The following is a 22,903-nucleotide window of genomic DNA, read 5'->3' on the forward strand; positions in this document are numbered from 1 at the left end:
CAGTCCACCCGGGCCGGGGAGGCGACCCGCTACCGTGGACCGGATGAGCACCGAGGACAGGCCCCCGGCCCCCCGCTCCCTCGCGGAAGCGCTCCGCGCGCGGGGTGACGCTTCGCTGGGCGCGCTCCTGCGCAGCCGCCCCGATCTCATCACGCCCGTCCCCACCGACCTCACCCAGCTCGCGACCCGCGCCGGCACCCGCGCCTCGGTGGTGCGGGCCCTGGAGCGGCTGGACCGGTTCGCGCTGCAGACGGCGGAGGCGCTGGCCGTGGCCGCGGACCCGGCGACGTACGACGAACTGCTCGGACTCATGGCAGGGGACGACGCCGACCCGGCCGTCGTCGCGGCCCTGCCGCACGCCCTGGACCTGCTGCGCGAACAGGCGCTGGTGTGGGGCGACGACGACCGGCTGCGGCTGGTCCGCACCGCCCGCGAGCTGCTGGCCCCCTCGCCGCAGCACCCGTCGCCGACGGGGCTCGGCCCGACGGTCCAGGAGGCCACCGCCGGGATGTCCCCGGGCCGGATCCAGGAGATCGTCACGACCGCCGGACTGGCCTCGACGCACGACTCGGTCTCCGCGGTGGGCGCCCTGACGGGGCTGTTCACGGACCGGGCCCGGATGGCCGCGCTGCTCGCGAAGGCCCCGGCCGACTCCCTCGACGTGCTGGAACGCCTGGTGTGGGGGCCGCCGTACGGGCAGGTCACCGCCGATCCGGCGCCCCGGCTGCGCTGGCTGCTGGACCGCGGGCTGCTGCTGCCGACGGCGCCCGGCACGGTTGTCCTGCCGCGCGAGGTGGCCCTGCACCTGCGGCGCGGCCTGGCGCACCGGACGCCCGAGCCGGTGCCGCCGGCGGTCGAGGCGGCGGCCGTTCATCGTCCACAGGTTGTGGACAGCACTGCGGCCGGGCAGGCGTACACCGCGCTCGCGACCGTCGAGGAGCTGCTGAAGGACTGGGACGAGGGCGGTCCCGCTGTGCTGCGGGCCGGTGGGCTCAGCGTGCGGGACCTGAAGCGGACGGCCGTCGCCCTCGACGTGCCGGAGCCGACCGCGGCGTTCTGGGTGGAACTGGCGTACGCGGCGGGCCTGCTCGCCTCGGACGGCGAGGCCGACGAGCGGTACGCGGCGACCCCCGCCTACGACGAGTGGCTGGAGCAGCCCGCCGCCGAGCGCTGGTCGGTGCTGGTCACGGCGTGGCTCGCGGCGACCCGGACCGCCGGTCTGGTGGGCGGGCGGGACGCCAAGGACCGTACCTTGTCGGCGCTCGGGCCGGGCCTGGACCGCTCGGCGGCGCCCGAGGTGCGGCGCCGGGTGCTGGCGCTGCTCGCCGGACTGCCGCAAGGCGCCGCGCCGGCCACCGGGTCCGTGCTGGCCCGGCTGCGCTGGGAGCGGCCCCTGCGCGGCGACCGGCGCGAGGACGACCTGCGGGGCCGGCTCGCCGAGTGGGCGCTGTCCGAGGCGGAGCTGCTGGGTGTCACGGGCCGGGGCGCGCTGTCGTCCCAGGGCCGGGCGCTGCTGGGCGCGCCCGTGCCTCCCGCACCGGCCCCCGAGGCGGAACCCTCCGGGCCGGGCGACAAGCTGCCCGTCCACCACCACCGTTCCGCGCCCCCCGCCGCCCTCTCCCCCGCCGAACAGGCCGTCGCCTCCGCCGCCGCGGCCCGGCTGCTCGCGCCGATGCTGCCCGAGCCGTTGGACCACGTGCTGCTCCAGGCCGACCTGACGGCGGTGGCGCCCGGGCCCCTCAAGCGGCCGCTCGCGGACATGCTGGGCGTGCTGGCGGACGTCGAGTCCAAGGGCGGTGCGACCGTCTACCGGTTCACGCCCGGCTCGGTGCGGCGGGCCCTCGACGCCGGGCAGGCCGCCTCCGACCTGCACGCCTTCCTCGCCGCGCACTCCCGCACGCCGGTGCCGCAGCCGCTCGCGTACCTGATCGACGACGTGGCCCGCCGGCACGGCCATCTGCGGGTCGGGGCGGCCTCGGCGTACGTGCGCTGCGACGACGACGCGGTGCTCAGCGAGATCCTCGCGGACAAGCGGGCCGCCGGGCTCGGGCTGCGCCGGCTCGCGCCGACCGTGCTGGCCGCCCGGACCGACCCGGCGGGGCTGCTGGAAGGCCTGCGGGCGATGGGGTTCGCGCCGGCCGCCGAGTCCGCGGAGGGCGACGTGCTGATCACCCGCGCCCTGGCCCACCGCACCCCGCCCCGCGCCGCGCCCGAGCCGGTCCCGGACGGGCCGCCCGTCCCCGACGACACCCTCCTGTCGGCCGCGCTGCGCGCCGTCCGGGCCGGTGACCTGGCCTCCACCACCCCGCGCAAGTCCGGCTCCGCCCCGGCGGCCAACGGGGAACTGCCCCGCACCGGCGCCGCCGAGACCCTCGCCACCATGCAGGCCGCCGTCCTGACCGGCGAGGCCCTGTGGATCGGCTTCGTCAACGCCGAGGGCGCCGCGAGCCAGCGGGTCATCGCCCCGATCCGGGTCGAGGGCGGCTTCGTCACGGCGTACGACCACACCGCGGACGAGGTCCGTACGTTTCCGCTGCACCGCATCACCGGGGTGGCGGAGCTCGCCGACGACGCGGGCTGACGGCCCCGCGCGGGCCGCGTCACCCGTTCGGGTGCGGGCGGACGTTCATGCTCTTCGGGGCCGCGCTGGAAAAACTGAATGCGCACCACACGTCGGGATGAATCGGCATTCAGTACGACCGGACGCGCAGATCACACCACCTGACACGGTCGATCAGGCACACTGGACGTTTGGCCGAGGCATCGCGCTGTCGAGCCGTCCGAGCCCTCCGGCCACAGAAAGGGTGCCGCGCGTGAATGGTCCGCTCATCGTCCAGTCCGACAAGACCCTGCTCCTGGAAGTCGACCACGAGCAGGCCGACGACTGCCGCCGGGCCATCGCCCCGTTCGCGGAACTGGAGCGGGCGCCGGAGCACATCCACACCTACCGCGTGACCCCGCTGGGCCTGTGGAACGCCCGCGCGGCGGGCCACGACGCCGAGCAGGTCGTGGACGCGCTCGTGCAGTACAGCCGCTACCCGGTGCCGCACGCGCTGCTCGTCGACATCGCCGAGACGATGGACCGCTACGGCCGTCTCACGCTGTCCAAGCACCCGGCGCACGGACTGGTGCTGACCACCACCGACCGCCCGGTGCTGGAGGAGATCCTGCGGTCGAAGCGGATCACGCCCCTGGTCGGAGCCCGTATCGACCCCGACACCGTCGTCGTGCACCCCTCCGAGCGCGGGCAGATCAAGCAGACGCTGCTGAAGCTGGGCTGGCCGGCCGAGGACCTCGCCGGGTATGTCGACGGCGAGGCGCACGCGATCGAGCTGGCGGAGGACGGCTGGGCGCTCCGGCCGTACCAGAAGCAGGCCGTGGAGAACTTCTGGCACGGCGGCTCGGGCGTGGTCGTCCTGCCCTGCGGCGCCGGGAAGACCCTGGTCGGCGCCGGGTCGATGGCCCAGGCGAAGTCGACCACCCTCATCCTCGTCACCAACACGGTCTCCGCCCGGCAGTGGAAGCACGAGCTGGTGAAGCGGACCTCGCTGACCGAGGACGAGATCGGCGAGTACAGCGGGACGAAGAAGGAGATCCGGCCCGTCACGATCGCCACGTACCAGGTGCTGACGACCCGGCGGAAGGGCGTCTACCCGCACCTGGAGCTGTTCGACTCGCGGGACTGGGGGCTCATCGTCTACGACGAGGTGCACCTGCTGCCCGCGCCGGTCTTCAAGTTCACCGCCGACCTCCAGGCGCGGCGGCGGCTCGGTCTGACCGCCACGCTGGTCCGCGAGGACGGCCGGGAGTCGGACGTGTTCTCCCTGATCGGTCCCAAGCGGTTCGACGCGCCGTGGAAGGAGATCGAGGCGCAGGGCTACATCGCGCCCGCCGACTGCGTGGAGGTCCGGGTCAATCTCACCGACTCCGAGCGGCTCGCGTACGCCACGGCCGAGACGGAGGAGAAGTACCGCTTCTGCACGACGACCGCGACCAAGCGGAAGGTCACCGAGGCGCTGGTGAGGAAGTTCGCCGGGCAGCAGATCCTCGTCATCGGGCAGTACATCGACCAGCTGGACGAGCTGGGTGAGCATCTCGGGGCGCCCGTGATCAAGGGCGAGACGTCGAACGCGCAGCGGGAGAAGCTCTTCGACGCCTTCCGGGAGGGCGAGATCAGCGTGCTCGTGGTGTCCAAGGTCGCGAACTTCTCGATCGACCTGCCGGAGGCGACGGTCGCCATCCAGGTCTCGGGCACCTTCGGCTCCCGGCAGGAGGAGGCCCAGCGTCTCGGCCGGGTCCTGCGCCCCAAGTCCGACGGGCACCAGGCGCACTTCTATTCGGTGGTCGCCCGGGACACCATCGACCAGGACTTCGCCGCCCACCGCCAGCGCTTCCTGGCGGAGCAGGGGTACGCGTACCGGATCATGGACGCGGACGAGCTGCTCGCGGAGAGCTGAGCAGGAGGGGCGGGCCGGCTCGTCACCCGGGGCGGGCGGGCCGGGTCACTTCCGGGGACAGACGGGTCAGGTCACTTCCGGGGGCCGGCGTGTCGGGTCACGTCCAGGGACTCGCCGGTCGGGTCACTTGTGGCGGCGGACCACGCCGACTTCCTCTCCGTACTGGCCGAGGACGATCACGTCGAAGGCGGCGCCCGCGAAGACCTTGACGGCGCGCAGGGCGTCGCCGAGGCGGTGCCGGTGGCTGCCTGTCACTGCGGTGGCGCCGGGCGGGCGGCCCGGTGCCGGGGCGGGGTGGATGGTTGCTGCGCTCATGTCTCCATGGTGCGTTTCGACCCATAAGGCCCGCGTCGGTCTCCGGACCGAACCTCCCGGCCGCCGCGTACGCCGCTGGGCCGACCCCGTGCCCCGAGGTGGAAGGGCCCGTCCCCTAGGGGGCGGAAAAACCGTTCGCGGTCACCGCCCCGGCTCCTCTAAGATCTCCGCTCTTGCCCGCCTCCCTCACGGAGTGCCGCCGACCGGACGGAAACCGGCCGGCATCTCACCGCCCACTCTTCAGCAGGTCCCTCCGGAGGCACCCCCTTGTCCACGCCCGTCGACGACCCGCTCGCGCGTGAGCGCTCCCACCTCGCCGCGTCCAGAACCGCCCTGCGTGCCATGCGCGAGGACGTCGAGTCCCTCGACATCAGCGACGTCACCGCGAACTGGGTCAACGCGGAGGTGCTGGCCCGCCAGATCGAGGAGCGCATCAAGGCCCTGGCGGACCTCAGCGACACCCCGCTGTTCTTCGGCCGGCTCGACTACCTGCACGCCCCGGGGAGCGACAAGGCCGAGGGGGCGGAGGGGGAGCGCTTCTACATCGGGCGACGGCATGTGCACGACCACGACGGCGACCCCATGGTCATCGACTGGCGCGCGCCGGTCTCGCAGCCGTTCTACCGGGCCTCCAAGAAGGACCCGATGGACATCGCGCTGCGCCGCCGCTTCGGCTACACCCGCGGAGACATCACGGCGTACGAGGACGAGCACCTGTCGGACCCCGCCGAGACCTCCCGGACCAGCAAGCTGCTCCAGCAGGAGATCGAGCGGCCGCGTGTCGGCCCGATGCGGGACATCGTCGCGACGATCCAGCCGGAGCAGGACGAGATCGTCCGGTCCGGCCTCTCCGGGACGGTGTGCGTGCAAGGGGGCCCCGGCACCGGGAAGACCGCCGTCGGCCTGCACCGGGTCGCCTACCTCCTGTACGCCCACCGCCAGCGCCTCGCCCGCACCGGCACCCTGGTCATCGGGCCGAACCGGTCCTTCCTGCACTACATCGAGCAGGTCCTGCCCGCGCTGGGCGAGCTGACCGTGCAGCAGGCCACCGTCGCCGACCTGGTGGCGCACGTGGAGATCAAGGGCACGGACGAGGCGGCCGCGGCCGTCGTCAAGGGCGACGCCCGGCTGGCGCGGGTGCTGCGCCGGGCCCTCTACTCGCACGTCACGATGCCCACCGAGCCGGTCGTCGTCGTGCGCGGCTCGCGCCGCTGGCGGGTCCCGGCGTACGAACTGGAGGAGATGGTCCGCGAGTTGCTCGACCGCGACATCCGCTACGGCGCCGCGCGCGAGGCCCTGCCGCAGCGCATCGCGCACGCCGTGCTGGTGCAGATGGAGCGGTCGGGCGAGGCGCCGGACGACCGGGTGCAGGACGCGGTGGCCCGCAACAGCGCGGTCAAGGCGGCGGTGAAGGCGGTCTGGCCGGCCGTCGACCCGGCGAAGCTGGTGCTGCGGCTGCTGTCGGAAGGGGAGTTCCTCGCCGAGCACGCCGACGGCATCCTCGACGAGGACGAGCAGAAGGCGATCCTCTGGGTGAAGCCGGCGCGCAGTGTGAAGGCGGCGAAGTGGTCCACCGCCGATGCCGTCCTGATCGACGAGGCCACCGACCTGATCCGGCGCACGCACTCCCTGGGGCACGTCGTCGTCGACGAGGCGCAGGACCTCTCCCCCATGCAGTACCGGGCGGTCGGCCGCCGCTGCACCACCGGCAGCGCGACCGTCCTCGGCGACCTGGCGCAGGGCACGACGCCCTGGGCGACGCGGAGCTGGCAGGAGGCGCTGGCCCACCTCGGCAAGCCGGACGCCCTGGTGGAGGAGCTGACGGCCGGCTTCCGCGTTCCGACGGACGTCATCACCTACGCCTCGCGGCTGCTCCCGCACATCGCCCCCGGGCTGACCCCGGTGGCCTCGATCCGCGAGAACCCGGGCCACTTCGAGGTCCGGCCGGTTGCCGGCACGACGGACGTGGTCGAGGCCTGCCGCGAGTTGCTGCGCCACGAGGGCTCGACGGGCCTGATCGCGGCGGACGCTCGCGTCCCGGAGCTGGCCGGCGCCCTGAAGCAGGCCGGAATCCCGTACCTCGCGCCCGGCGAGGAGACGACCACGGACACCCGTCTGACCCTGGTCCCGGCGTCACTGGCGAAGGGCCTGGAGTACGACTACGTGGTCCTGGACGAACCCCGGGCGGTGGTCGACGCAGAACCCGACGAACGCACCGGCCTGCGCCGCCTGTACGTGGCTCTGACCAGGGCGGTGTCAGGCCTCACGGTGACGCACACGGCCCCGCTGCCACCGCAGTTGGCCTGATGGCGCACGGGCGGTCAGCGGGTCGTCGGCCGGCGTTCGTACACCGTCACCCTGCGGCCGCGGATCTCTTCGTCGGCCACGGGGGTGAAGGAGGTGCGCAGGACGGCCGTCTTCACTCTGTCCCGGGCATTCGTCACCGGCCGGGCCACCCGAGAGGCGTCCGTCACCAGAAGGACCCGCTGCTCGGCCAGCAGCGCGGCGCGTATCCGGGCCGGGGCCGCCTCCACGCCCTTCAGAGTGCCGGACTCCACCGGTGTCTCCACCAGCGCTATGTCCCTGAGGCCCGTGAAGGCGTCCGGGGAGACGGACTTGGTGTCCCGACGCGCCGACGGTATGAAGAGGACCCCGTTCCCGGTCTGCTTCAGGTGCCGTATCTCCGCGGCCACCGCCAGGACGTCGTCCACCCTGCTCGACGGCGATCGCTTGGCCAGTGACTGCGGCAGCAGTGCCAGCATCGCCACGGCTAGCGCCATCGGGAGGATGCCCTTCGACGCTCCCGGGAAGCGGGGCCGGGCCGCCCGTACCGCCGCGTCGACGAGGGTACCGATCAGGAGCGCAAGCCCCAGCATGCTGTAGAGGATGTAGCGGTCCAGGAACAACGGCTGGATCAACGACAGCGCGATGAGGCCGAGTTGCGGCACCGCCAGAAGCGGCAATCCCACGGCCGCCGATGACAACCGGCCGGCCCGCGGCCGGTCCAGAAGCGCGCCGACGCACCCGATCGCCAGCAGAACCCCGGGGCCGATCAACATGTGCGCGGACAGCGGCGGTATCCATGACAACTGCCCGGACTGACTCCGGCTGAACACGATCAACGGCAGCGCACCAGCCGTTGCGCACCCGGCCGCCACCGTCCAGCGAGCCAGGACCGTGCGCCGGGCAGACGTCCAGAGCAGCGTGACGAAGTGCGCAGCGAGGATCATGAGCGAGAGCCAGTTCAGCAGGCCCGTGAAGAGGACGGCGCCGCTGTATGCGGCCCAGTGACGCCTGCGGACCGGCCGTTGCAGAGCGGTCACCAGGAGGAGGGTGGAAACTCCGGTCCCGGCCGCGACCCACGCGTACGAGCGGCCCTCCTGGAGATAGAACTGCACGGCCGGCAGCAGCCCGAAGGCCATCCCGGCGGCCAGGCCCGCACACGCGCCGGCCAGTCGGTGGCCGATGACTGCCACGCAGGCCGCAGCGACCGCTGTGGCCAGCACCGACGGCAGCCGCAGCGTCGTGATGCCGGGGCCGAAGCACTCGAACAGCACATGCATCAGCAGGTAGTAGAGCCCATGGACGACGTCCACGTTTCCCAGCATGTGCCCTATCTCGGCGGTCGAGCGCTGAGCCACCTGCCAGGTCGCGGCCTCGTCCCGCCACACGCTGTCCTGCCGCGCGAGCCCCCACAGACCGCAGGCCGTCGTCCACAGCATCGGCAGCAGCCAGACAAGGGTGACGCGGGACGAAGCAGTGCGCGCCGTGATTTCCGCTCTCGGCGGGGAAAAGCGGAATGCCGTCTCTAACTTTTGGCCGGTCGACACGTAGGGGGCTCCTGAGGACAGTTGGCGGTGAAGGCCGACTCCCGTGATCAGTACCGGCCACAACCCGAAGCACCATAAGCCAAGAATCCCGGCTCCTGCCCCAACACACCTGCCTCTGTGGCCCATGCGACAGTAGAAATCTCGCCACTGTCCGAATTCACCCCCACTCCATTCACGCCACACCCATCTCTCCGCGACCCATGGCTTTTCGGCCAACCGGCAGCCGAAAACGATCAAGCTGTTGCGCCGTGATCACTTTCCGTTCAAGCTTTGGGGTGCACACGACAAGTTCACGAAAAGCTCACAGTGAGAGGTTATTCACCATGCACAAGAAGAACGTGGTCAAGGCGGCCGTCGCGTCCGCGGCCCTCATTTTCGCTGCGGCCACGCCGGCGCTCGCCACCACCGTTGACGTGGCAGGCGGAAAGTGGAGCTACGACCAGGGTGCCAATTCGGCGTGGTCGAACTTCAAGCACGCGTCGAACTGGCACTCGTCGTCCGTGAAGATCGGCAGCCAGACGTTCAAGAGCGGCTGCACTTCGCCGGGCCCGTGGTCCCTCGCGTCGGGCACGAAGAACGGCGGCGCCATCTCGTACCACTACGACCCCAGCTGCTGACGACTCAGTTGTGGGGGCGGGCGCTCCCCGCCCCCACGGCTGTTCCCTCATGGATTGACCGGATCGGTAAGAGATGCTGCATCGAGGCACGAGATTCGTCCACGCCGCGGTTCTCGCCTTCGCCGCAGCACTGTCTTTTCTTTTCGTGCGCGGCCTGGATGAGACCGGAATACTAGGAAACACAGCACTCGTCGAAGTGATCGACTCCGACGGGTCGAAGAACGGCGCCCAAGTCGTCCGGGCTGTCGAAAACATCGCGGCCGAGTACAGGGTCGGGGTAGCCCGCGAGATGCCCGACATGATGAATCCCGACGGCCTCCGGCATCTCTATGTGACTTCCGTCGGCACGGCCATGACCGAGAGATGGCTGGACGAGGGATATCCGCAGTTCAGCAGGAACCGCGCAACGCGCGTGCACCCGATGTCAGAGGTCGGAGCACTGGATCCTCGCGGCTCCTACTACGTGTTCGGCTCAGCCGCGACCGTGGACGCGCTGGTGGGCGAGCTCGATCGCCTGGGTCTCACCACGAGCGTGACCCACCCCTTGTCGTACGCGGAGCTGACCGCCCGGTACTCGGAAGACCCGCTGTTTCAGGCCTTCTGGGTGGTCGCACTCGCGGCCGTGACGATCACCGGCGCGAGCGTGCTGCTCAACGCCAAGACGTACGGGATCCTCCGCATGCAGGGCATGTCGTTCACCGGCATCCTCCTGCGTGACCTGCGACAGCTGGCGTTCTTCTGGCTCGCGGCAGCGGGCACCGTGACGGCGGTGACGCTGATCTCGCTCGGCCTCTACAACGGCTTCGCCTGGCTCGGCCTGTTCGCCGTGGTGGCCGCGGTGGCGGCCGTCCTCCTGCTCATCCTGGTGCTCACGGCCCACGCGGCGGTGCTCGCCCTGACCTACAAGGTGGACGTACTGCGGGCCCTCAAGGGCGAGCTGCCCGCACGGGCGGCGTCCCTCAGCGTGTACGCCGTACGCATCCCCGCGCTCCTGCTCGCGCTCGGCATCGCCACGAACGTCACCCTCGCCGGCCGCGGCGTGCTGATGCGCCTGGACAACCAGAAGGTCTACGAGACGGTGGGAGAGGCGGTCTCGATCCGCCTCAGCGGCGCGTTCGCCCTGCGCACCGAACAGCTGGACCGGCACGTGGGGCCTTGGTTGCGCCAGGCCGACCGGGACGGCCAGGTCGTCCTCGCCGGCCGCAGAGACCTCCAGACCTCCGCCCCCGGCGCCCGTCTGCCGTCCGGCGAGTTCCTCATCGTCAACGACACGTACCTCGCCGCGCAGCCGGTACGGGACCCGGCGGGGCGCCGCTACACCGCTGGAGCCGGGCACGACGCAGCTTCTGACTCGCGACCGATACGGGTCATCATCCCGGATTCTCTCGCTTCTCATACAGCGGTGATCACGAAGACGGCGTCCAGGATCATGAGCTCACGTCAGAACAAGAACGTCCCACTCGAGGCGCTGAGGGGCAAAACGGGACAGCGCCTCTTCGGGTACAACACCGGCACCTATGTCTACAACTCCGGACACGGCCCCGACGAGGACAGGTCCATGGTGCGCGACCCGGTGCTCATCGTCGTACCGAATGGTTCGCGATTTCTCACCCACGACGCATACACCACCTACGCCTCTCAAGCGGGAGTGATCTTCCCTGACCCCGATGACGCACTGAGCGGCATCAAGGCGAACAAACTGCAGAGCTATATCAGCGGAATCAGCCCCGTCGGCCAGAAGACCGCCTTGGACCTCAGGAACGCGGTCAGCGAACTACGGCTTCACGTCTTCAATCTCATTGTTTCCGCCCTCGTTCTCCTCATCGCCGGCGTCGGGGTTTGCCTCATCTACTCACGCAGAAACGCCCAGGCGATTTTCGCGCGCCACATCAGTGGCTGGAGATATGTCAGCACGCATCGTTTCATTCTCGCCGTGGAACTGGCTATCGCCGCGATATTCGCCACTCGGGTTCCTTTCCAGGCGTGGCAGCAGGAGAAGGAATTGAGACAGTACGCGGCGGCCGGCGCACCTACGCCGTTTCAACCCACCCATCTCACCGCGCTGGACGCCGGCGTCATCACGACCCTGGTTGCAGTGGAATTCGGAGCCGTGCTGCTCGCTCTCGCGTTCTTCCACCGCCGTATCGTGAAGGAAGGAGCGGCCGCGGCATGAGCCCTGCAACCACCAAAAGCCCCTCGTTCGGTTCGGAGAATGCTGTGATCGAGGCGGAAGGTCTGTCCAAGTCGTTCGGGTCACGGGTTTTGTGGCACGGTGTCGACTTCACCGTCGGCCGGGGTGAGATGCTCGCACTCGTCGGCCCGAGCGGATCAGGAAAGTCCACCCTTCTCAATTGTCTCGGCCTGCTCGACAGACCGACCACAGGAGCGATCCGCTACCAGGGAAACGACATCACGCGTTTCGGCAGAGGTGAGACCCGCCGGTTCCGTCGCGACACCCTCGGATACCTGTTTCAGCACTACGCCCTGATCGAGAACGCGACCGTCCAGGAGAACCTGGACGTGGCCGTCGGACCCCGGCGGAAGAGATCGGGCAGCGCCGGTCCCGGCATCGACGAGGCTCTCGACCGGGTGGGCCTCGGGGGCAGGGGCAAGGAACGGATCCACTGTCTGAGCGGCGGCGAACAACAGCGCGTGGCCTTGGCCCGGCTCTTGGTCCAGCGCCCGGCGCTGGTCCTCGCGGACGAGCCCACCGGCGCCCTCGACGACGTCAACACCGAGGTGGTCATCGACATACTCCGTGAGTTGAGCGGGGCCGGATGCGCCGTCGTGCTCGCCACCCATGACGCCACCGTGCGGGACCGCTGCGACACGGTCTTCGCCGTACACGAGTCCTCGTTCACCACCACCCCGGCACGCGAAGTGGCCACCCCGGCCTCGGCCGGCCACTGACCCGTTCGCGAACAGCAGCCGGGATACGGCGTCAACGGGCGTCCAACGCCGCCCGCCACGTCGCGACCGCTTCGGCCGACACCGGCTCGTCCCAGCCCCCGGGGCGGGCCGCCCCGCCGATGTGGAACCCGTCGACCCCGGCCTTGGACAGCACCGGCACATGCTCCAGCCGCAACCCGCCCCCCACCAGCAACCGCTGCTCATACCCGGGTTCCCCCGACCGTCCCGCCTCGGCGAGCAGCACGGGCAGCCCGTCGTCGACCCCGTGGGCCGATCCGGCGGTCAGGTACGTGTCCAACCCCGGCATCCCGTCCAGCTGCTTGCGCAGGGCGTCCCGGTCGGCGGCCCGGTCGATCGCCCGGTGGAACGTCCAGGGGCATCCGTCCAGCACCCCCACCACCCGCTCCACGGCAGCGAGATCGACCGCTCCCCCTCCGTCGAGGAAGCCCAGCACGAACTCCTCCGCCCCGGCCTCCCGCAGCTTGGCCGCCGTGCCGGTCAGCCGGCCGACGTCACCCGCGGCGAACCCGTCCGCGAGCCGGATCATCACCCGCAGGGAGAGGTCGACCGCCCGCCGGATCCCGGTGACCGTGGCGGCCGACGGGGTGAGCCCGTCGGCCGCCATGTCGGTGACCAGCTCGAGGCGGTCCGCGCCTCCCGCCTGGGCGGCGACCGCGTCCTCGACGTCGAGGGCGATCACCTCCAGGACTGCACGCTTGCTCATGGGGCCCCTTCGTCGGCATGCGTCGGCGTTCGATGACAGGTCTAGTCCAATCAAAGCCTACGCTGCCCACTCACGCCGACCCCCAAGCCCCGTGCCGTGAACACGAACGCCGAAGCCTGGCCACGGTGCCGGCCGCCTGAACCCCTTGCGCGACGGCCCCGAGCCGAGGACGAAGCCCCGAGCCGAGGAGCGGAACCGCCCCCCAAGGCCCCCGGACCGCGAACCCGAGGACCGGAGCCGACAGCCGAAACCCCGGGCCCCATGCCCTGAGCCCTGAGCCCTGAGCGCCAGGCTCCGAGCCCCGAGCCCCAGGCTCGGAACCCCGAGCCCCAGGCCCCGAACCCCGAGCTCCGAACCCCGCGCCCCGAGCGCGCGCCTCAGGCGAAGATGTTCAGCTCCTTCGCCTCCACCCCGGCCAGCTCGAACGCCGGCGCCCCGTCCAGCGGCCGCCCCGCGTACAGCCGTACGAGCGTCGGCCCGTCCCCGATGAAGCGGCCCGGGGGCCGTTCGCCGCCGCTCTCGCCGAGCCGCAGCGGCTCGTCCAGGTCGTCGAGGTCGGCGTGCAGCGGCACGTGCCCTCGCTCGCGGGTGATCCGGGCGAGCAGCGCGAGCGCGTCCGGCAGCCCGGCGCCGCCGTAGGCCCCGGGCTCCCCGAAGGTCTCGCGCACGTCCCCCGCGTGCACCCACTCGCCCACGGCGAGGATGTCCAGCTTCCCCTCGGCCCGCGCGATCACGGGCCCGGCCGCGCCCATCCCCCGCTCCAGCTCGTCGACGACCTGCGCGTCGCTCCAGCCGGCCCGTTCCGCGATGTCCCGGTCGTTGGACTCGGGTGAGAACACGCCCTCCTCGAACCGGCCCTCCACCACCCGCGTCAGCGCGGACGAGCAGTGCGCCAGCACGTCCCGCACCGTCCAGCCCGGGCACGCGGCGACCGGCCGGGCGAAGTCCTCCCCGGTCCGGCCCCGCAGCAGCGGGATCAGCGCGTCACGCTCGATCGTGAGCAGCCGCCCGGGCTGCTCGGGGTCCCGTACGTCGTGCACATCAGCAGGAGTCGTCATGGACCCCACGCTAGGTGCCCGACCCCGCTCGGCGGGAGAATGCCCCCATGGCCGATCTCGACTCCCTGCGCATCCGCTTCGTCCGCGCCCTGGAAGCGGCCCGGGGCCCGGCCGGCGGTCCGGACCCGGCGCCGTACGCCGACAACCTGCTGGCCCGCTGGCAGGAGCCGCAGCGCCGCTACCACACGGTCGAGCACCTCACGGCGGTCCTCGACCGCGTCGACGAACTCCGGAAGTACGCGCGCGACCCGGACGTGGTCCGGCTGGCGGCCTGGTTCCACGACGCGGTCTACCTGCCCGACCGCTCCGAGAACGAGGAGCGCTCGGCCCGCCTCGCCGAACGCGCCCTCGCGGAAGCCGGCGTTCCCGAGGCGAAGACCGCGGAGGTGGCCCGCCTGGTCCGCCTCACCGTCACCCACGACCCCGCCGACGACGACCCCGACGGACAGGTCCTGTGCGACGCCGACCTCTCGGTCCTCGCTTCGCCCCCGTCGGCGTACGCCGCGTACACCACCGCCGTCCGCGAGGAGTACCACTTCGTCCCCAGCGACGCCTTCCGCACGGGCCGCGCCGCGATCCTCCGCCAACTCCTGGAGCTGCCCCGCCTGTTCAGGACCCCCCACGGCATCACCGCCTGGGAGGCCACGGCCCGCTACAACCTGACCGCCGAGCTGGAAATGCTGTCGCCCCCGCCCCACGACGCCTCGTAGCCTGCCCACCATGTGGACAACGGGAGCGGAACAGGTGGAGCAGGCCGTCGCCGAGTGCGCGGGGCTGCTGGGGGCGGTCGCCGACCGGGAGTGGGAAGGGGTACGGGCCGGGCGGCTGGAGTGGAGCTGCCGGGAGACGGCGGTGCACATCGCCGAGGACCTCATCGCGTACGCGGGTCAGTTGGCGGGGCGGGAGCAGGAGGCGTACACGCCGTTCGAGCTGTCGCTGGAGAAGGGCGCCGACAACGCCGGCGCGGTGCAGGTGATCCGTACGACGGGGGCCCTGCTCGCCGCTGCGGTTCGCACCGCCCCGCGTGACGTGCGGGCCTTCCACCCGTACCCGTTCCGCAGCGCGAACCGTGAGGGGTTCGCCGCGATGGGCGTGGCCGAGGTGCTGCTGCACACGCACGACATCGCCGAGGGGCTGGGCGTGGCGTACGAGCCGGCGCCCGGGCTGTGCGACTTCGTGCTCACCCGGATCTTCCCGCACGTCCAGCCGGGGCCCACCCCGTGGGCGACCCTGCTGTGGGCGACCGGCCGCGGGGAACTGGCCGGCCGTGCCCCGCTCACCGAGTGGCGCTGGAACAACAACCTGGTGATCGGCACCGAGCGGCTCACCCTGGAGGGCGCCACCCCGGCGGCGGCCACCGACCTGTCCACGGTCGGCGACGGCGGCTTCGCGTGGGTCGAGGGCGGCCCGATCGACGGCACCCGGGTCGGCGCGGGGCTGGTGTACAAGCAGTACGAGGACGGCGTCCACCGGCCGGAGTGGGGCATGTACGTGCTGGTCCGGCGCGAGGACGACCGCGCGATCGGCGCCATGGGCTTCCACAGCGTCCCGGACCCGGAGGGGCGCATCGAGGTCGGCTACGACCTGGTCGAGGGCGCCCGCGGCCACGGCTACGCCACCGAGGCGCTGCGCGCGCTGTCGCGGTGGGCGCTGGGGCGGCCGGAGGTGCGGACCGTCGTCGCGAACGTCGAGCGGGACAACACACCGTCGCAGAACGTGCTCACGCGCGCCGGGTTCACCCAGGTCGCCGAGGACCCCGAGCACCTGACCTACGAGCTGCGCGAACCGCACGAGGGATAGCGCCCCTTGGGCCGCCGCAGCCCCGCCGCGTGCAGCAGCCGCACCACCTCGCGGCTGCCGACCTCCACCGCCCCGGCCCGCACCGCGTCGGCGTAGCGCTGCTCGGGGATGTCGTAGTGGTCGCGTTCGAAGGCCCGGCGGGGGACGCCCAGGGCCGCGGCGAAGGTGTGCAGTTCGTCGTAGGAGACGTCGCTGATCAGGTGGGACCACAGGCGGCCGTGGCCGGGCCAGGTCGGCGGGTCGATGTAGATCGTCACGCGGGCCTCACGAGGACGCCGGACCGCCGATGGCCTCGCCCAGCGACCCCACCGCGGCGACCTTCACACCCGCCTCGCTGCACACCCAGTGCGGGTCGGGCCCCAACTCCGGTTCGACGTCGAGGGCGTGCGGGTCGCCGGTGCCGCACACGGGGCACAGCGGCCAGCGGCCGTAGCGCTCCAGCAGGGCGTCCTGGACGTCCTGCGCGACCAGGCCGGCCACGTACCGGGCGCCCTCGGGCCACTGCTCGACCCACCACCGCCGCTGCTTGACGGACTCCTCGACCAGGGAGACGACATCCGCGTCGGCGACGCGGCCCGCGACGAGGTCGGCCAGCACGAGGGCGCGCGCGGCGTGCAGCGCCTGCTCCAGGGGGCTGATGGGATCCATGCATCCATTGTGCGCACTCTTGACCCGAACGCCGCGCCGAAAATATCTTTCAAGCGTGACCCGAGACGTGAAGGAAATTTTCGCCCGCGAGCGCGGTGGCTCCTCGGGGGCGGGCGGCGCCCCGCCCGCGCCGGCCGCTCTCGCGGCCAAAGTCCGCACGCTGGGACCGTCGATGACGCGTTCCATGCAGCGCGTCGCCGAGGCCGTCGCGGGCGACCCGGCCGGCTGCGCGGCCCTCACGGTCACGGGCCTCGCCGAGCTCACCGGCACCAGCGAGGCCACGGTCGTACGCACCGCACGCCTGCTGGGCTATCCGGGTTACCGGGACCTGCGCCTGGCCCTCGCCGGGCTCGCCGCGCAGCAGCAGTCGGGCCGCGCCCCGGCCATCACGACGGACATCGCGGTGGACGACCCGATCGCCGACGTGGTCGCCAAGCTCGCCTACGACGAGCAGCAGACCCTCGCCGACACCGCCGCCGGTCTCGACACCGTCCAACTGGGCGCGGCCGTCACCGCGCTGTCCACGGCCCGCCGCACCGATGTGTACGGGGTCGGGGCGTCCGGCCTGGTCGCCCAGGACCTCACACAGAAGCTGCTGCGCATAGGGATGCTCGCGCACGCCCACAGCGACCCGCACCTGGCCGTCACCAACGCCGTGCAACTGCGCGCGGGCGATGTGGCGATCGCCATCACGCACTCCGGCTCGACGGGGGACGTCATAGAGCCGCTGCGGGTGGCCTTCGAGCGCGGGGCGACGACGGTGGCGATCACCGGCCGCCCCGACGGCCCGGTCACGCAGTACGCCGACCACGTCCTCACCACGTCCACCGCACGGGAGAGCGAGCTGCGCCCGGCGGCCATGTCGTCCCGGACGGGTCAGCTCCTCGTGGTGGACTGCCTGTTCGTGGGGGTGGCGCAGCGGACGTACGAGAAGGCGGCGCCGGCGCTGTCGGCGTCGTACGAGGCGCTGGCCCACCGGCACCGTTCCTGAGGCAGCCGCCCCGCCCAGCACCGGAAAGACACGGAAAGAGCCGTCCATGACCTCCACCTCCCACCCCCGTGACCTCAGGACCGAGTTGGAGTCCCTGACCACCGAGGCCTTCCGGCCGGAGCTCGCGGACATCGACCGGCTGCCCACCCTCGACATCGCCCGGCTGATGAACGGCGAGGACGCCACGGTGGCCGGGGCGGTCGGCGAACGGCTGCCGCGGATCGCCGCCGCGATCGACGCCGTCGCGGAGCGGATGGCCCGGGGCGGCCGTCTGGTCTACGCGGGCGCGGGCACGGCGGGCCGGCTGGGCATCCTGGACGCCTCCGAGTGCCCGCCCACGTTCAACACCGACCCCGCCAGGGTCGTCGGCCTGATCGCGGGCGGCCCGGACGCCGTGGTCACCTCGGTCGAGGGCGCGGAGGACTCCCGCGAACTGGCCCGGGCGGACCTGGACGCCCTCGCCCTGACGCCCGACGACACGGTGGTCGGCATCTCCGCCTCCGGCCGCACGCCGTACGCCATCGGCGCGGTGGAGCACGCCCGCGCCCGCGGCTCCCTCACCGTCGGCCTCGCCTGCAACCCCGGCAGTCCGCTCGCGGCCGCAGCCGACCACGGCATCGAGATCGTCGTCGGTCCCGAACTGCTCACCGGCTCCACCCGCCTGAAGTCCGGCACGGCGCAGAAGCTCGTCCTCAACATGATCTCGACGATCACGATGATCCGGCTGGGCAAGACGTACGGGAACCTGATGGTCGACGTCCGTGCCTCCAACGACAAGCTCCGCGCCCGCTCCCACCGCATCGTCGCCCTCGCCACCGGCGCCCCCGACGACGAGATCGAACGCGCCCTGGCCGCCACCGACGGCGAGGTGAAGAACGCCATCCTGACCCTCCTGGCCGACGTGGACGGCCCGACGGCGGCCCGCCTCCTGGAGGAGTCCGGCGGGCACCTGCGGGCGGCGCTGGCGGCGACCGACTGACCCGGCCGCCGCCCGCCCCGCACCACCCTCCCGGTCCGCGCGCTACTCCCAGGTCGCGGTGTCCGGGTCGATGCCGTGCGCCCGGGCGTCGGCGTCCACGATCCGGCGGAACCACGCGGCGAGGCCGGGGCGGACGCCGTCGTAGTGGGCGGCGAAGCCCGGGTCGTCCTCGTACATGCGCCAGAGGCAGACCTGCATCTGCCGGGTGAGGGGGAAGTACGCGGCGAACACCTCACGGTGCCGCTCCACGAGCCGGTGCGCCTGCGGGCTGCCCGCGGTGACACCGGAGTCCATCGCCTCCCCGAGGGCCCGGTCGAGGGCGGCCACCGTGTCGGCGACGGCCTGCCATTCCTCCGGGGTCCGGGAGGCCGAACGTTCGGCGTACTGCTGCCACTGCGTGGTGGGCCCGTAGCGCCGGCGGGCCTTGGCGGGCCAGTCCGGGTCCCACTCGGGCCCGAAGATCGCGGCCTGCTGCTCCACGGTCAGCAGCAGGCCCCGCTCATGGGCGTCGATCATCCGGTCCAGTCCGGCGCTGAGCTGCTTCAGGCGCTCGATCCGCTCGGCGACCTGGGACTTCTGCGCCCGCAGCGCGCCGGGCACGTCCGCGCTCGCGTCGTCCAGGACGGCCCCGATCCTGTCCAGGCCGAGGCCGACCTCCCGGTAGACGACGATGCGGTGCAGGCGTTCCAGGTCGGCGGCGGTGTAGAGCCGGTACCCGGCGGCGGTCCGCAGGGACGGACGCGCCAGGCCGATCTCGTCCCAGTGGTGCAGCGCGCGCACCGTCACGCCCAGCCGGGCCGAGAGCTGACCGACGGTCAGACCGTCGACATCGGTGACTTCAGGCATGCTCCCCATGGTCGCCGCGACCGGCGCCCGGTGGGGTGATGCCGACTGCCGCAAGGTCCTTCGCCTCCTGACTGTCCGGGTCGAACGGCTTGGCCGCGGTGAGCACGATCCGTGCGTTCTCCGGCGTGATCACCTCCACGTCGCGGGTGGTCCAGGGAGTGTCCCGGGGGCCGTCGACCGAGTCCGGCCGCAGCGCGCGGCAGGACTCGGCGACGGAATCGACCTCGCCGAGCACGCACGCGAAGCTGACGCTCATCGCCGGCGCCCGCTCGGGAACGCTCTCCGCCGCGACGAGCAGGACGTCCTGGAACGCCCACCGGCGCAGGTGCACCAGCCTGCCGGGAATGCCGAACAGTTCGAAGAACCCGAGCCCGCGGACCCAGAAGTCCACCGAAGCGGCCAGATCACTCGTGGGGATCGTCACGAACGCGGGCATCCCGTAGATCCCGCGGAATGGCTCCGGCGCGACGGCGTCGGGGCCGGGGGCGGGCACGGGGCTCATCTCGAACGCGTTGTAGTGGTCGCTCATGCACCCACCCTCCGGCCTCCCGCAGCGTGAGGGTCAAGCCGGTGCGCGACTCAGCCCCGGCGGCGCTGCCCGCCGTAGAAGGTGCCCCCGGCGACGAGCAGCGTCAGCGCGGCGGTGATCGCGAGGGTGATCTCCGTGGTGTTGCGCTGGTCGGGGCTGTCGGGCAGGCGGGGGTCGAGCAGCCCGAGCGGGTCCTTGCGGATCTCCACGCGGACACCGGGCCGGGCCTGGCCGAAGCAGTTCTCCTGCTGGGACACCTCGTACGTGGTCCGCTTCCCGCCGAGCTCCCGGACCGTGCAGGACATGTCCGGCCCGCGCCGCTGGTCCCGGTCGACCACCTGGGTGACCACGGCGTCGACGGGCTCTCCGGCGGTGTTCATGTACGCCTCGTACGCGGCGGGCCCGGCGAACAGCATCAGCGCGAAGCCGCCGAAGGAGACGAGCGTCGCCGCCCCGGCCCGGTGCCAGGAGCCGCCGATGACGCAGGCGGCGACCGCGATGACCGCCAGGGCGACGACGACTCCCGCCCAGGTCGTCCACTGCCCGAGGGCGGCGCCGAGGAGGAGCAGCGCGGGCACCAGCACGGCCCACAGCACGGAGCTGACGGTCTTGCGTCCGCCGGACGGAGCGGGCCGCGAGGTCCCCGCCCCTCCGGCTCCGTCGGCCGACACCGCCGTACCGGACGCGCTCATGGTCCCGATCCCCTGTCGCTCGAACGTGCGTTGGCGCCCGCCACGATATCCAAGCGGGCCACGCCGCAGCCGACCGGAGGCGGATCGGCCTATCAGCCCGGAAGCCCGGCGACCAGCGGCTGCCTCCCCTCGCAGCGCTCCTCCTGCTCCGTCGCGGCCTTCTCCGCCAGGGCGTTGACGGCGGCGTTGAACCGCTGTGTCGAGCTGGGGCGGTCCGGGCCCAGGACGTACTCCTTGAGGATCCGGCGCTCGGGGGCCATCGGGTCGTGGCGCGGCTCGCGCACCGCGTCGAGGATCTCCGGCAGCCGGTCGCAGTCCCGGTCGAGGAGGTAGGCGCCCCCGGCGGTGGTGTAGGCGGCCCGGAAGGCCTCGTCGGTCAGGCCGTCGGCGTTGGTCAGCACGTACGGCTTGAGGCTCGCCACGAAGTCCGCGACCACGGACGACACATCGCTGATGAGGATGTCGGCCTGGTCGAAGCACTCGTACAGCGACGGCAGTTGCTGCGTGATCACCTGGTGGGCGACGCGGCCGCGGCTCTCCCAGAAGATCCGGTGCCAGGCGGCACGCAGCTCGTGCCACTCCGCCGCCCCGTCCGGGCCCGCGACCCGCGCCTCGCGCGTCTGCTGTGCGTCGTCACCGGCGAGCCGCCCCGACAACTCGCCGAGCCGGGCCCGTATCTCGGCGAGCCGAGGCCGGGCGGCGGCGAGCGCGGCCTGCCCGGCGGCCCCGTTCCGCCGCTCGTTGTCGGCACGCAGCAGCTCCCGGATCGCCCGGTCCGCCTCGGCCGCCGCACGCGAGCGCTTGCCGGTGAGGGGATGCGGTTTGTAGAGGACCCGTACGTTCTGGGCGAGCAGCTTCTCGACCAGCGGCACACCCATCGGGATCAGGGACGTATGGCAGTCGTCGTCGCTCCAGCCCTCCCAGGTCGGCGCGTACAGCACGGTCGGAAGCGGCCCCGGCACGTGGTCGGCGTGCAGCCGGATCGACGACAGCTGCGGACGGCCCACCTCGACGATCGCCGAGTCGCTGATGGCGTGCCGCACCCGCTGGTAGCGGTCGCGCCCGGCCCGCCCGGCCACCCAGATCTCGTCGTACACCTTGCTGACCCGGTTGCTGCTGGCGAGCTTGTCGCTGTCGCCGTGCCCGATGAACACGTGCTTGGCCTCGGCGACGCGCAGCATGTGCACGTTCTTGCCCGCGTTGCCCGGGTAGAGCACGACCCGCAGCTCGGGCAGCTCCAGCTGCGCCACGTCGTCGGCCTTCGGCACGCACACGACCGGGATCGACGTACGGCTGAGGTGGCGGAACGAGGCCCGCTCCCGCAGGATGATCAACGGCCGCCGGTCCAGCTGCTCCAGCGTCTCGATCCACATGTTGACCTGGTACATGAAGTCCCGGGACACCGACGCGAAACTGAAGTAGAGCGCCACCTCCGGCCGGTAACCGGCGAGTTGGCGGTTGAGCTCGGCGATCACCTCGTCGCCCGACGGCATCCGGCGGGCCCGGCGCAGCTGCCCCAGCAGCGCGGTCACGGCCGCGACCGCGAGCCCGGCGGTGAGCGCGAATCCGATCCCGGCGGGCTGCCAGGACCCCACCGCGAGCGCGACGAGCAGCCCCGCGTGGGCGGGCAGGTCCAGGTGCAGCAGCTTGCGCAGGAACCGCCGGTACAGGAGCGCGGGGGGCGACTGCGCAATGCCCGCCCCGCTCATGTCGAGGTTGCGCACCACGACCGGCAGCGTGCGCCGCCGCCGGATCGCGTGGTGCACCGCCGTGTACAGCACCACCAGGGTGAAGTGGGCGGCGAACACGGCCAGTGCGGCCACCAGGACCGCGCCCGGCGCGTCCATCCGGTCGGCCAGCGCGAGCAGCATCACCGTCCGCACGGCGAACCGCATCGTGCGGGTCAGCTGCAACGCGGCCAGCCGCCGCACGAAGGCGGGTGAGCGGGTGTGCAGCACCTCGTCGACGGCGTACGTCACCGCCGAGGCGACGGCGAAGCCCCACAGCGACGGGAGCAGCGCGAAGACGGGCAACGCGGCGAATCCGGCGGCGAACAGGAACACGAGCAGAAGGTCGGTCTTCCCGCGCACACGCAGGACACCGCACAGCCAACGGAACGTCATAAGACAGCATTCCTCTGGGGAAAGGATGAGATTTCCGGAGTGGCGAGCGGTGGGGCGAACGCCGGTGTATGCGCGATACGCCTGTTCGACGGCGGCGAGGGGCGAATGGTTGTACCCCTACCGTTGGCCATTACTTCACCGTGACTTCGGCTCCCGGTTGACCTGCCGCACACGGGCCCGCAGCGTCTCCTGCACGGGCAGCGAGCGCAGGACCTCGGTGAGGTGCTCGGCCGTCCGGACGTTGCACCGTCCCAGGTCGACCAGCGCGAACGGCTCGTCGCTCGCGCCGGTCACGGGGTCGACGCCCAGCGACGGCAGCACGACCCCGACCCCGGCGAGGGCGTCCCGCAGCGACTGCACGACTTCTTCGGTCGAACGCACCTT

The 22,903-nt window shown here is 72.1% G+C and carries 21 protein-coding genes; 10 read left to right on the top strand and 11 right to left on the bottom strand.

Going from position 1 to position 22,903, the window contains the following annotated elements; all coding sequences use genetic code 11:
* Positions 1-43: 43 nt before the first annotated feature.
* Entirely contained in the window at positions 44-2,581 is a 2,538-nt protein-coding gene (locus ACFZDI_RS26390) for a helicase-associated domain-containing protein (protein ID WP_391253718.1), read from the top strand.
* A 232-nt stretch (positions 2,582-2,813) separates the two neighbouring features.
* Entirely contained in the window at positions 2,814-4,457 is a 1,644-nt protein-coding gene (locus ACFZDI_RS26395) for a DNA repair helicase XPB (RefSeq protein WP_391253720.1), read from the top strand.
* 123 nt (positions 4,458-4,580) lie between these two features.
* Here the strand turns inward: ACFZDI_RS26395 and ACFZDI_RS26400 are convergent, their stop codons facing one another.
* Positions 4,581-4,772: a hypothetical protein gene (locus tag ACFZDI_RS26400; protein ID WP_104786066.1), complete on the bottom strand. Its 192-nt coding sequence runs from the start codon at positions 4,770-4,772 to the stop codon at positions 4,581-4,583.
* A 267-nt stretch (positions 4,773-5,039) separates the two neighbouring features.
* Between ACFZDI_RS26400 and ACFZDI_RS26405 the strand changes: the two genes are divergently transcribed.
* Positions 5,040-7,079, top strand: a complete 2,040-nt coding sequence (locus tag ACFZDI_RS26405; RefSeq protein ID WP_391253722.1) for a UvrD-helicase domain-containing protein — start codon at positions 5,040-5,042, stop codon at positions 7,077-7,079.
* Between the two features lie 14 nt (positions 7,080-7,093).
* Here the strand turns inward: ACFZDI_RS26405 and ACFZDI_RS26410 are convergent, their stop codons facing one another.
* Positions 7,094-8,494, bottom strand: coding sequence for a hypothetical protein (locus ACFZDI_RS26410; RefSeq protein WP_391253724.1), 1,401 nt, complete (start codon positions 8,492-8,494; stop codon positions 7,094-7,096).
* A gap of 431 nt (positions 8,495-8,925) precedes the next feature.
* Here ACFZDI_RS26410 and ACFZDI_RS26415 point away from each other — a divergent pair, with 431 nt between their 5' ends.
* From ACFZDI_RS26415 to ACFZDI_RS26425, 3 genes are all read left to right on the top strand, one after another.
* Entirely contained in the window at positions 8,926-9,219 is a 294-nt protein-coding gene (locus tag ACFZDI_RS26415; RefSeq protein WP_234850712.1) for a lactococcin 972 family bacteriocin, read from the top strand.
* 73 nt (positions 9,220-9,292) lie between these two features.
* Positions 9,293-11,392 carry a hypothetical protein gene (locus ACFZDI_RS26420; RefSeq protein ID WP_391253726.1) on the top strand — a complete coding sequence of 700 codons (2,100 nt, stop codon included), beginning with the start codon at positions 9,293-9,295 and terminating at the stop codon, positions 11,390-11,392.
* Complete coding sequence (locus tag ACFZDI_RS26425; protein ID WP_391253727.1) at positions 11,389-12,129, top strand: ATP-binding cassette domain-containing protein; 741 nt, start codon at positions 11,389-11,391, stop codon at positions 12,127-12,129. The genes ACFZDI_RS26420 and ACFZDI_RS26425 overlap by 4 nt, the downstream gene beginning before the upstream one ends.
* 31 nt (positions 12,130-12,160) lie before the next feature.
* Here the strand turns inward: ACFZDI_RS26425 and ACFZDI_RS26430 are convergent, their stop codons facing one another.
* A complete protein-coding gene (locus tag ACFZDI_RS26430) occupies positions 12,161-12,853 on the bottom strand; it encodes a copper homeostasis protein CutC (protein ID WP_391253729.1) in 693 nt (230 codons plus the stop codon).
* 377 nt (positions 12,854-13,230) lie between these two features.
* Positions 13,231-13,911: a maleylpyruvate isomerase family mycothiol-dependent enzyme gene (locus tag ACFZDI_RS26435; protein ID WP_234850601.1), complete on the bottom strand. Its 681-nt coding sequence runs from the start codon at positions 13,909-13,911 to the stop codon at positions 13,231-13,233.
* Positions 13,912-13,958: 47 nt separating this feature from the next.
* Between ACFZDI_RS26435 and ACFZDI_RS26440 the strand changes: the two genes are divergently transcribed.
* Both ACFZDI_RS26440 and ACFZDI_RS26445 read left to right on the top strand, forming a co-directional pair.
* Positions 13,959-14,621: a hypothetical protein gene (locus ACFZDI_RS26440; protein WP_234850602.1), complete on the top strand. Its 663-nt coding sequence runs from the start codon at positions 13,959-13,961 to the stop codon at positions 14,619-14,621.
* Between the two features lie 34 nt (positions 14,622-14,655).
* Entirely contained in the window at positions 14,656-15,711 is a 1,056-nt protein-coding gene (locus ACFZDI_RS26445) for a GNAT family N-acetyltransferase (RefSeq protein WP_391253900.1), read from the top strand.
* Here ACFZDI_RS26445 and ACFZDI_RS26450 read toward each other — a convergent pair.
* A complete protein-coding gene (locus tag ACFZDI_RS26450) occupies positions 15,681-15,968 on the bottom strand; it encodes a DUF4031 domain-containing protein (RefSeq protein WP_234850603.1) in 288 nt (95 codons plus the stop codon). The genes ACFZDI_RS26445 and ACFZDI_RS26450 overlap by 31 nt on opposite strands.
* A gap of 7 nt (positions 15,969-15,975) precedes the next feature.
* A complete protein-coding gene (locus ACFZDI_RS26455) occupies positions 15,976-16,359 on the bottom strand; it encodes a hypothetical protein (protein ID WP_234850604.1) in 384 nt (127 codons plus the stop codon).
* Between the two features lie 55 nt (positions 16,360-16,414).
* Between ACFZDI_RS26455 and ACFZDI_RS26460 the strand changes: the two genes are divergently transcribed.
* On the top strand, positions 16,415-17,350 hold the full coding sequence (locus tag ACFZDI_RS26460; RefSeq protein WP_234850605.1) for a MurR/RpiR family transcriptional regulator: 936 nt from the start codon (positions 16,415-16,417) through the stop codon (positions 17,348-17,350).
* 46 nt (positions 17,351-17,396) lie between these two features.
* Positions 17,397-18,329, top strand: coding sequence for an N-acetylmuramic acid 6-phosphate etherase (gene murQ / locus ACFZDI_RS26465; protein WP_234850606.1), 933 nt, complete (start codon positions 17,397-17,399; stop codon positions 18,327-18,329).
* Between the two features lie 42 nt (positions 18,330-18,371).
* On the opposite strand, the gene ACFZDI_RS26470 is transcribed toward murQ, so the two are convergent.
* The 5 genes from ACFZDI_RS26470 to ACFZDI_RS26490 all read right to left on the bottom strand — a co-directional run bounded on the left by ACFZDI_RS26470 (position 18,372) and on the right by ACFZDI_RS26490 (position 22,900).
* The gene (locus ACFZDI_RS26470) at positions 18,372-19,175 is read right to left on the bottom strand and encodes a TipAS antibiotic-recognition domain-containing protein (protein ID WP_391253732.1); all 804 of its coding nucleotides are present in this window, start codon (positions 19,173-19,175) and stop codon (positions 18,372-18,374) included.
* The gene (locus ACFZDI_RS26475) at positions 19,168-19,704 is read right to left on the bottom strand and encodes a VOC family protein (protein ID WP_234850608.1); all 537 of its coding nucleotides are present in this window, start codon (positions 19,702-19,704) and stop codon (positions 19,168-19,170) included. Before ACFZDI_RS26475 ends, ACFZDI_RS26470 begins: the two co-directional genes overlap by 8 nt.
* Before the next feature lie 50 nt (positions 19,705-19,754).
* Complete coding sequence (locus ACFZDI_RS26480; protein ID WP_391253735.1) at positions 19,755-20,396, bottom strand: hypothetical protein; 642 nt, start codon at positions 20,394-20,396, stop codon at positions 19,755-19,757.
* A gap of 92 nt (positions 20,397-20,488) precedes the next feature.
* Positions 20,489-22,519, bottom strand: coding sequence for a hypothetical protein (locus ACFZDI_RS26485; RefSeq protein ID WP_391253737.1), 2,031 nt, complete (start codon positions 22,517-22,519; stop codon positions 20,489-20,491).
* Between the two features lie 135 nt (positions 22,520-22,654).
* Positions 22,655-22,900, bottom strand: a complete 246-nt coding sequence (locus ACFZDI_RS26490) for a hypothetical protein (RefSeq protein ID WP_391253908.1) — start codon at positions 22,898-22,900, stop codon at positions 22,655-22,657.
* Between the last annotated feature and the right edge of the window lie 3 nt (positions 22,901-22,903).

The organism is Streptomyces sp. NPDC007907 (assembly GCF_042959365.1).
GTDB lineage: Bacteria > Actinomycetota > Actinomycetes > Streptomycetales > Streptomycetaceae > Streptomyces > Streptomyces indiaensis.

Coding starts and splice junctions, on each gene's coding strand:
- ACFZDI_RS26390 (WP_391253718.1), top strand. CDS start 44: ATGAGCACCGAGGACAGGCCCCCGGCCCCCCGCTCCCTCGCGGAAGCG.
- ACFZDI_RS26400 (WP_104786066.1), bottom strand. CDS start 4,772: ATGAGCGCAGCAACCATCCACCCCGCCCCGGCACCGGGCCGCCCGCCC.
- ACFZDI_RS26410 (WP_391253724.1), bottom strand. CDS start 8,494: ATGCTGTGGACGACGGCCTGCGGTCTGTGGGGGCTCGCGCGGCAGGAC.
- ACFZDI_RS26415 (WP_234850712.1), top strand. CDS start 8,926: ATGCACAAGAAGAACGTGGTCAAGGCGGCCGTCGCGTCCGCGGCCCTC.
- ACFZDI_RS26420 (WP_391253726.1), top strand. CDS start 9,293: ATGCTGCATCGAGGCACGAGATTCGTCCACGCCGCGGTTCTCGCCTTC.
- ACFZDI_RS26425 (WP_391253727.1), top strand. CDS start 11,389: ATGAGCCCTGCAACCACCAAAAGCCCCTCGTTCGGTTCGGAGAATGCT.
- ACFZDI_RS26430 (WP_391253729.1), bottom strand. CDS start 12,853: ATGAGCAAGCGTGCAGTCCTGGAGGTGATCGCCCTCGACGTCGAGGAC.
- ACFZDI_RS26435 (WP_234850601.1), bottom strand. CDS start 13,911: ATGACGACTCCTGCTGATGTGCACGACGTACGGGACCCCGAGCAGCCC.
- ACFZDI_RS26440 (WP_234850602.1), top strand. CDS start 13,959: ATGGCCGATCTCGACTCCCTGCGCATCCGCTTCGTCCGCGCCCTGGAA.
- ACFZDI_RS26455 (WP_234850604.1), bottom strand. CDS start 16,359: ATGGATCCCATCAGCCCCCTGGAGCAGGCGCTGCACGCCGCGCGCGCC.
- murQ (WP_234850606.1), top strand. CDS start 17,397: ATGACCTCCACCTCCCACCCCCGTGACCTCAGGACCGAGTTGGAGTCC.
- ACFZDI_RS26470 (WP_391253732.1), bottom strand. CDS start 19,175: ATGCCTGAAGTCACCGATGTCGACGGTCTGACCGTCGGTCAGCTCTCG.
- ACFZDI_RS26475 (WP_234850608.1), bottom strand. CDS start 19,704: ATGAGCGACCACTACAACGCGTTCGAGATGAGCCCCGTGCCCGCCCCC.
- ACFZDI_RS26480 (WP_391253735.1), bottom strand. CDS start 20,396: ATGAGCGCGTCCGGTACGGCGGTGTCGGCCGACGGAGCCGGAGGGGCG.
- ACFZDI_RS26485 (WP_391253737.1), bottom strand. CDS start 22,519: ATGACGTTCCGTTGGCTGTGCGGTGTCCTGCGTGTGCGCGGGAAGACC.